The following is a 6902-nucleotide window of genomic DNA, read 5'->3' as shown; positions in this document are numbered from 1 at the left end:
CGCCGCAGCCCTCGCCCCCGGCTTCGAGTACCGCGGCGACCCCGACGCCCCCACGATCCCCGTCATCGACGCCGACTACTGGGGCGCCCCCGGCACCGGCGAGCCGTGCCCGGCGGACCTGGGCGTCGAGCCCCGCTACCAGGAGCGCTGCCGGGAGACCGTCCCGCAGGAGGACCCCAGCGCCACCGTCCTGCTCCTCGGCAACAGCCACGTCCACCACTGGGCCACGGCGGTCGAGCAGCTCGCGCGCGAGAACGGGTGGCGGGTCGTGACCTACCTGCAGCCGGGGTGCCTGTACTCGACCGTCGAGGAGCAGGACTACCCGGAGGACTGCGCGACCTGGCTCGAGGGCACCGGCCCGGTGATCGACGCCGTGGACCCGGACCTCGTCCTGGGCCAGGGCACCCGCACCTCGACCACGGGGGAGGAGCTCACCCCGGGCGCCGAGGCCCGGATGCGCGAGCTGGACGCGCGCGGGGTCACGTTCGTGGGCCTGCGCGACACCCCGCGCTTCGAGTTCTCCCCGCCGCGCTGCGCCCAGGAGAACGGCGCCGACGACCCGGCGTGCACGACGACGGGCCACCCCGCCGTGAACACCCCTAACCCCCTGGACCCGCTGGCCGACGAGCTGGCGCACGTCGCCACGGTGGACATGGGGGACCTCGTCTGCCCCGAGGGCACGTGCCGGCCCGTGGTCGGCAACGTGCACACGTACTGGGACGACGACCACCTGAGCATCGACTACGTCCGGACGCTCACGCCGATGCTGGCGCAGCGCCTGGCCGCGGCCCTCGCCGAGGACGGCGTCCGGCTGCCGGGCCTGCCGTGAGCCCTGCCACAGGGACCCCCGGTCCCGGGGACCGCCCGCCGGGCGGACCGTAGAATGGCCGGGACCTCCTCGACCCGAAAGGCCCCACCGTGCCGGATCATGCCGTCCCCACCGCCCTGTCCGAGGACCCCTTCGGGTTCACCGGCCTGACCTACGACGACGTCCTGCTGCTGCCCGGCAACACCGACGTCATCCCCTCCGAGGCCTCGACGGCCACCCGCCTGTCCCGGCGGATCACGCTCGAGGCGCCGCTGCTGTCGGCGGCCATGGACACCGTCACCGAGTCCCCCATGGCCATCGCCATGGCCCGCCAGGGCGGGCTCGGCGTGATCCACCGCAACCTCTCCATCGCCGACCAGGCCGCCCACGTGGACCGCGTCAAGCGCAGCGAGTCCGGGATGATCACCGACCCGGTGACCATCTCCCCGGACGCGACCCTGGCCGAGCTCGACCGGCTGTGCGGCTACTTCAAGGTCTCCGGGCTGCCGGTCGTGGACGAGGACCAGCGGCTGCTGGGCATCATCACGAACCGCGACACCCGCTACCTGCCCGAGAGCGACTTCCCGCGGCGGAAGGTGCACGAGGTCATGACGCCGATGCCGCTGATCACCGGCAAGGTCGGGATGGACAAGGAGGAGGCGCACAAGCTGCTGGCCTCCAACAAGATCGAGAAGCTCCCGCTCGTCGACGACGACGGCCGGCTGACCGGGCTGATCACCATCAAGGACTTCACGAAGGCCGAGCAGTATCCGCGCGCCACCAAGGACGACGAGGGCCGGCTGCGCGTCGGCGCCGCCGTCGGCTTCTTCGGCGACGGCTTCGAGCGCGCGATGGCGCTCGTGGAGGCCGGCGTCGACGCCCTGTTCATCGACACGGCCAACGGCCACTCCCAGGGCGTGCTCGACATGGTCGCCCGGCTCAAGGCCGAGCCGGCCGCCGCGCACGTCGACGTCATCGGCGGGCAGGCCGCGACCCGCCACGGCGCGCAGGCGATCGTGGACGCCGGCGCGGACGCCGTGAAGGTCGGGGTCGGCCCCGGCTCGATCTGCACCACCCGCATCATCGCCGGCGTGGGCGTGCCCCAGGTCACCGCGATCAACGAGGCGGCCAAGGCGGCGATCCCCGCGGGCGTGCCCATCATCGCCGACGGCGGGCTGCAGTACTCCGGGGACATCGGCAAGGCCCTCGTCGCCGGCGCCGACTCGGTGATGATCGGCTCGCTGCTCGCGGGCTGCGACGAGTCCCCGGGGGAGCTGATCTTCGTCAACGGCAAGCAGTTCAAGGCCTACCGCGGGATGGGCTCGCTGGGGGCCATGCAGTCGCGCGGGAAGAACACCTCCTACTCCAAGGACCGCTACTTCCAGGCCGACGTCGCCTCCGACGAGAAGCTGATCCCCGAGGGCATCGAGGGTCAGGTCCCCTACCGGGGCCCGCTCGCGGCCGTGGTGCACCAGCTCGACGGCGGCCTGCGCCAGACGATGTTCTACGTGGGCGCCCACAGCGTCGAGCAGCTCAAGACGAAGGGCCGGTTCGTGCGGATCACCCCCGCCGGGCTCAAGGAGTCCCACCCGCACGACATCACGATGACCGTCGAGGCCCCCAACTACCAGCGCTGAGCGCCGCCGGACGGGCCCGCCCGTCCCCGGAAAGGACACCATGAGCTACGACATCGAGATCGGCCGGTCCAAGCGCGCCCGCCGCACCTACTCCCTGGACGAGATCGCGCTCGTGCCCTCCCGGCGCACCCGCGACCCGCAGGACGTCTCCACGGAGTGGCAGATCGACGCCTACCGCTTCGAGATCCCGTTCCTGGGCGCGCCCATGGACTCGGCGACCTCCCCGGAGACGGCGATCGCCCTGGGCCGCGCCGGCGGGCTGGGGGTGCTCGACCTGGAGGGCCTGTGGACCCGCTACGAGGACCCGCGCCCGGTGCTCGAGGAGATCGCCGCGCTGCCCGCGGACGACGACCCGGCCGCGACCCGGCGGATGCAGGAGCTCTACCGGGCCCCGGTCCAGCCGGAGCTGATCACCGCGCGCCTGGCCGAGATCCGCGAGGCCGGGGTGATCGTCGCCGGCTCCCTCACGCCCCAGCGCACCGTCGAGCACTACCGCACGGTCCTGGACGCGGGCGTGGACGTCTTCGTGATCCGCGGGACCACGGTCTCGGCCGAGCACGTCTCCCGCACCCAGGAGCCGCTGGACCTGAAGAAGTTCATCTACGACCTGGACGTGCCCGTCATCGTCGGCGGGGCCGCCGGGTACACCCCGGCCCTGCACCTGATGCGCACCGGCGCGGCCGGGGTGCTCGTGGGCTTCGGCGGCGGGGCGTCCCTGCGCACCCAGACCACCCTGGGCATCCACGCCGCGATGGCCACGGCCATCTCCGACGTGGCCGCCGCCCGCCGCGACTACCTCGACGAGTCCGGCGGGCGCTACGTCCACGTCATCGCCGACGGCGGCGTGGGGGTCTCCGGGGACATCGTCAAGGCCCTGGCCATGGGTGCCGACGCCGTGATGCTGGGCACCGCCCTGGCCCGTGCGCAGGAGGCCCCCGGGCGCGGCTGGCACTGGGGCGCCGAGGCCCACCACGGCCAGCTGCCCCGCGGGCTGCGCACCCGGGTCGGGACGGTCGGCCCGCTCCAGGAGGTCCTGCACGGGCCCTCCGGCCACGTCGACGGCACCTCCAACCTCGTCGGGGCCCTGCGCCGGTCGATGGCCACCACCGGCTACCTCGAGCTCAAGGAGTTCCAGCGCGCCGAGGTCGTCATCCGCGGCTGAGCCCGCCCCCGGCCCGCCGCGTCCCGGCGGGCCGGGGGATTGGGAAACGTCCAGGAACGCGCACTAGCCTTGACGGGTGCTCACGACCGCCCTGCGCCCCCGCTCGCTGCTCCTGCTGGTCGTCGCGCTCGCGGTCGCGGCCGGGTTCGTGCTGCTGAGCCAGTGGCAGCTGGAGTCCAGCGAGCAGTCCCGCACGGTCGCCGATCCCGCCAAGGACCTGGCGGTGCCCCTCGGGCAGGCCGCCGGCGCCGGCCGGCCGGTCACCGCCCGGCAGGCCGACCAGCTCGTGACGGCCACCGGCAGCTACCGCCAGGACTCGACCGTGCTGGTCCCCGGCCGGCTGCAGGACGGGGCCGAGGGCTGGTGGGTCGTCTCCGCGCTCGCGCTGCCCGGGACGGCCGACCAGTGGCCGGACGCCGGCGGGGACCTGAGCGTGGCCGTGGCCCGCGGCTGGACCGCCGACCCCGCCGCCGTGCCGGAGGAGCCCTCCGGTCCCGTCGCCGTCGTCGGCCGCTACCTGCCCCCGGAGAGCCCGCTGCCGGGGGAGGACCTGCCCGCGGACCAGGTGGCCACCGTCTCCCCGGCGCAGCTGACCAACCGCTGGGACCGGCCCCTGCACGCCGGCTTCGTCGCCGCCTTCGCGGAGAGCCCGGCGGAGCAGGGCCCCCAGGTCGGCGAGGACGGCGCGCTCACCGCCGACCCGCGGCTGCTGAGCCCGGAGCTGTCCCGGCTCGAGATCGACCAGCAGCCCACGGACGAGTCCGTGAACCTGCTCAACCTCTTCTACGCCGTCGAGTGGGTGGTCTTCGCCGGGTTCGCCCTCTACATCTGGTGGCGCTTCGTGCGCGACGAGCACCTGCGGGCCCGGCACCCCGAGGAGTACTACTACCTCGACGGCGACTACCACTACGACGACGCCAGCGGGCGCTACTACTACTACGACCCCGCCGCGGGGGAGTACTACTGGTTCGACGACCAGCCCCGCGACGGACGAGACCGCACCCAGGACAGGACCGGAGCCTCCTCATGACCGAGCCCACGCAGCCCACCCCGCCCGAGACCCCGCGGCCGAAGGAGCGCACCGACGGCGTGCGCGTGGCCCTGCCCGAGGACGCGGCGCCCGAGCGCGCCGCCGCCCCCGGGCGCGTGCCGCGCCGGGCCGCCGGGCTCCAGGCACGGCGCCGCTTCGGCGGCACCGAGGCGCAGATCCGCGGTGCCCTGCGGTTCTACATGGTCTGCGCCTGGATCTCCGGCACGTTCCTGCTGCTGCTCGTCGCGGAGATGATCACCCGCTACGGCCTCGGACACGACCTGATCGCCGGGGGGACCGACAAGCTCACCGGCGCCACCGTGCCCCTGGGCTGGCAGGACCTCGAGGTCGAGAACCTCGCCGGCGGGGTGAACATCTCCACGTGGATCCTCATCGTGCACGGGTGGTTCTACGTGGTCTACCTGATCTCCTGCTTCCGGATCTGGACGCTGATGCGCTGGCCCTTCCCGCAGCTCGTGGTGATGGCCCTCGGCGGCGTGGTGCCGTTCCTGTCCTTCGTTGTCGAGCGCAAGATCCACGCCTCCACGACCGCCGAGCTGCGCGCCAACCCCCAGGCCGCCAAGCGCTACTGAGCCCACGGGCCCCGTCCGCGGCGCGGGCGCGGCCGTCCGCGGCCCCCGGCCGCCTGCCCTAGGATGGAGGGCGTGACCGAGACACCTGAGACCCGCACCGATCTGGAGCAGCGGCCGGTCCTGGTGGTCGACTACGGCGCGCAGTACGCGCAGCTGATCGCCCGCCGGGTCCGCGAGGCCAACGTCTACTCCGAGATCGTTCCCCACACCCTGCCCACCGAGCAGATCCTGGCGAAGAACCCCGCCGCGATCATCCTCTCCGGCGGCCCGTCCTCGGTGTACGCGGAGGACGCCCCGCAGCAGGACCCCGCCCTGTTCGAGGCCGGCGTGCCCGTGTTCGGCATCTGCTACGGCTTCCAGGCCATGGCCCAGGCCCTCGGCGGGACGGTGGCCCACACCGGGGCCCGCGAGTACGGGGCGACCACCGCCACGGCCGTGGACGCCTCGATCCTCGAGGGCGCGCCCGGCACCCAGACGGTGTGGATGAGCCACGGCGACTCCGTGGTCGAGGCCCCTGCCGGCTTCGAGGTGCTCGCCTCCACCGAGACCACGCCCGTGGCGGCGTTCGCCGACGAGAAGCGCCGGCTCTACGGCGTGCAGTGGCACCCCGAGGTCAAGCACTCCGTGCACGGCCAGCAGGTCCTCGAGCGCTTCCTGTTCGCCGGCGCCGGGGTCGAGCCCAGCTGGTCCACCGGCAACATCATCGAGGAGCACGTCCAGCGCATCCGCGAGCAGGTCGGCTCCGCCTCCGTGATCTGCGGGCTCTCCGGCGGAGTCGACTCCGCCGTGGCCGCCGCGCTCGTCCAGCGCGCGGTCGGCGACCAGCTCACCTGCGTGTTCGTCGACCACGGGCTGCTGCGCGAGGGCGAGGCCGAGCAGGTCGAGACCGACTTCGTGGCCGCCACCGGCGTGCGGCTGCACGTGGCCGAGGAGAAGGAGCGCTTCCTCGGCGCCCTCGCCGGGGTGACCGATCCCGAGCAGAAGCGCAAGATCATCGGCCGCGAGTTCATCCGCTCCTTCGAGGCCGCCGCCGAGGAGGTCGCCCGCAGCGCCGCCCAGGAGGGCGAGCCCGTGCGCTTCCTCGTCCAGGGCACCCTCTACCCCGACGTCGTCGAGTCCGGCGGCGGGGAGGGCGCGGCCAACATCAAGAGCCACCACAACGTGGGCGGGCTGCCCGAGGACCTGCAGTTCGAGCTCGTGGAGCCGCTGCGGACCCTGTTCAAGGACGAGGTCCGCGCCGTGGGCCGCGAGCTCGGCCTGCCCGAGGAGATCGTCGGCCGCCAGCCCTTCCCCGGCCCCGGCCTGGGCATCCGCATCATCGGCGAGGTCACCGAGGACCGCCTCGCGGTGCTGCGCCGCGCGGACGCGATCGCCCGCGAGGAGCTCACCCGCGCCGGGCTCGACGAGGAGGTCTGGCAGATGCCGGTCGTCCTGCTCGCCGACGTGCGCTCCGTGGGCGTCCAGGGCGACGGCCGCACCTACGGCCACCCGATCGTGCTGCGGCCGGTCTCGAGCGAGGACGCGATGACCGCGGACTGGTCGCGGCTGCCCTACGACCTGCTGGCCCGGATCTCCAACCGCATCACCAACGAGGTCGAAGAGGTCAACCGGGTGGTCCTGGACGTCACGTCCAAGCCCCCGGGCACCATCGAGTGGGAGTAGCCCCGCAGGG

General features: G+C 73.5%; 6 protein-coding genes. All 6 read left to right on the top strand.

What is annotated here, in order from left to right:
- The coding region (locus tag LQU92_RS11530; protein ID WP_305067879.1) for an SGNH hydrolase domain-containing protein at positions 1-829 on the top strand (829 nt) is incomplete at its 5' end.
- A gap of 89 nt (positions 830-918) precedes the next feature.
- Entirely contained in the window at positions 919-2445 is a 1527-nt protein-coding gene (gene guaB / locus LQU92_RS11525) for an IMP dehydrogenase (RefSeq protein ID WP_230780840.1), read from the top strand.
- A 40-nt stretch (positions 2446-2485) separates the two neighbouring features.
- Positions 2486-3607, top strand: coding sequence for a GuaB3 family IMP dehydrogenase-related protein (locus LQU92_RS11520; RefSeq protein WP_230780839.1), 1122 nt, complete (start codon positions 2486-2488; stop codon positions 3605-3607).
- Positions 3608-3683: 76 nt separating this feature from the next.
- Entirely contained in the window at positions 3684-4637 is a 954-nt protein-coding gene (locus LQU92_RS11515; RefSeq protein WP_230780838.1) for an SURF1 family cytochrome oxidase biogenesis protein, read from the top strand.
- Complete coding sequence (locus LQU92_RS11510) at positions 4634-5230, top strand: DUF3817 domain-containing protein (RefSeq protein ID WP_230780836.1); 597 nt, start codon at positions 4634-4636, stop codon at positions 5228-5230. Before LQU92_RS11515 ends, LQU92_RS11510 begins: the two co-directional genes overlap by 4 nt.
- 63 nt (positions 5231-5293) lie before the next feature.
- On the top strand, positions 5294-6892 hold the full coding sequence (gene guaA / locus LQU92_RS11505) for a glutamine-hydrolyzing GMP synthase (protein WP_230780834.1): 1599 nt from the start codon (positions 5294-5296) through the stop codon (positions 6890-6892).
- Positions 6893-6902 lie beyond the last annotated feature (10 nt).

Origin of the sequence: Kocuria sp. LUK, assembly GCF_021012935.1 — a bacterium.
GTDB classification, from domain to species: Bacteria; Actinomycetota; Actinomycetes; order Actinomycetales; family Micrococcaceae; genus Kocuria; species Kocuria flava.
Note: the sequence above shows the minus strand (reverse complement) of the source record. Positions and strands in the feature narration are given on the sequence as shown.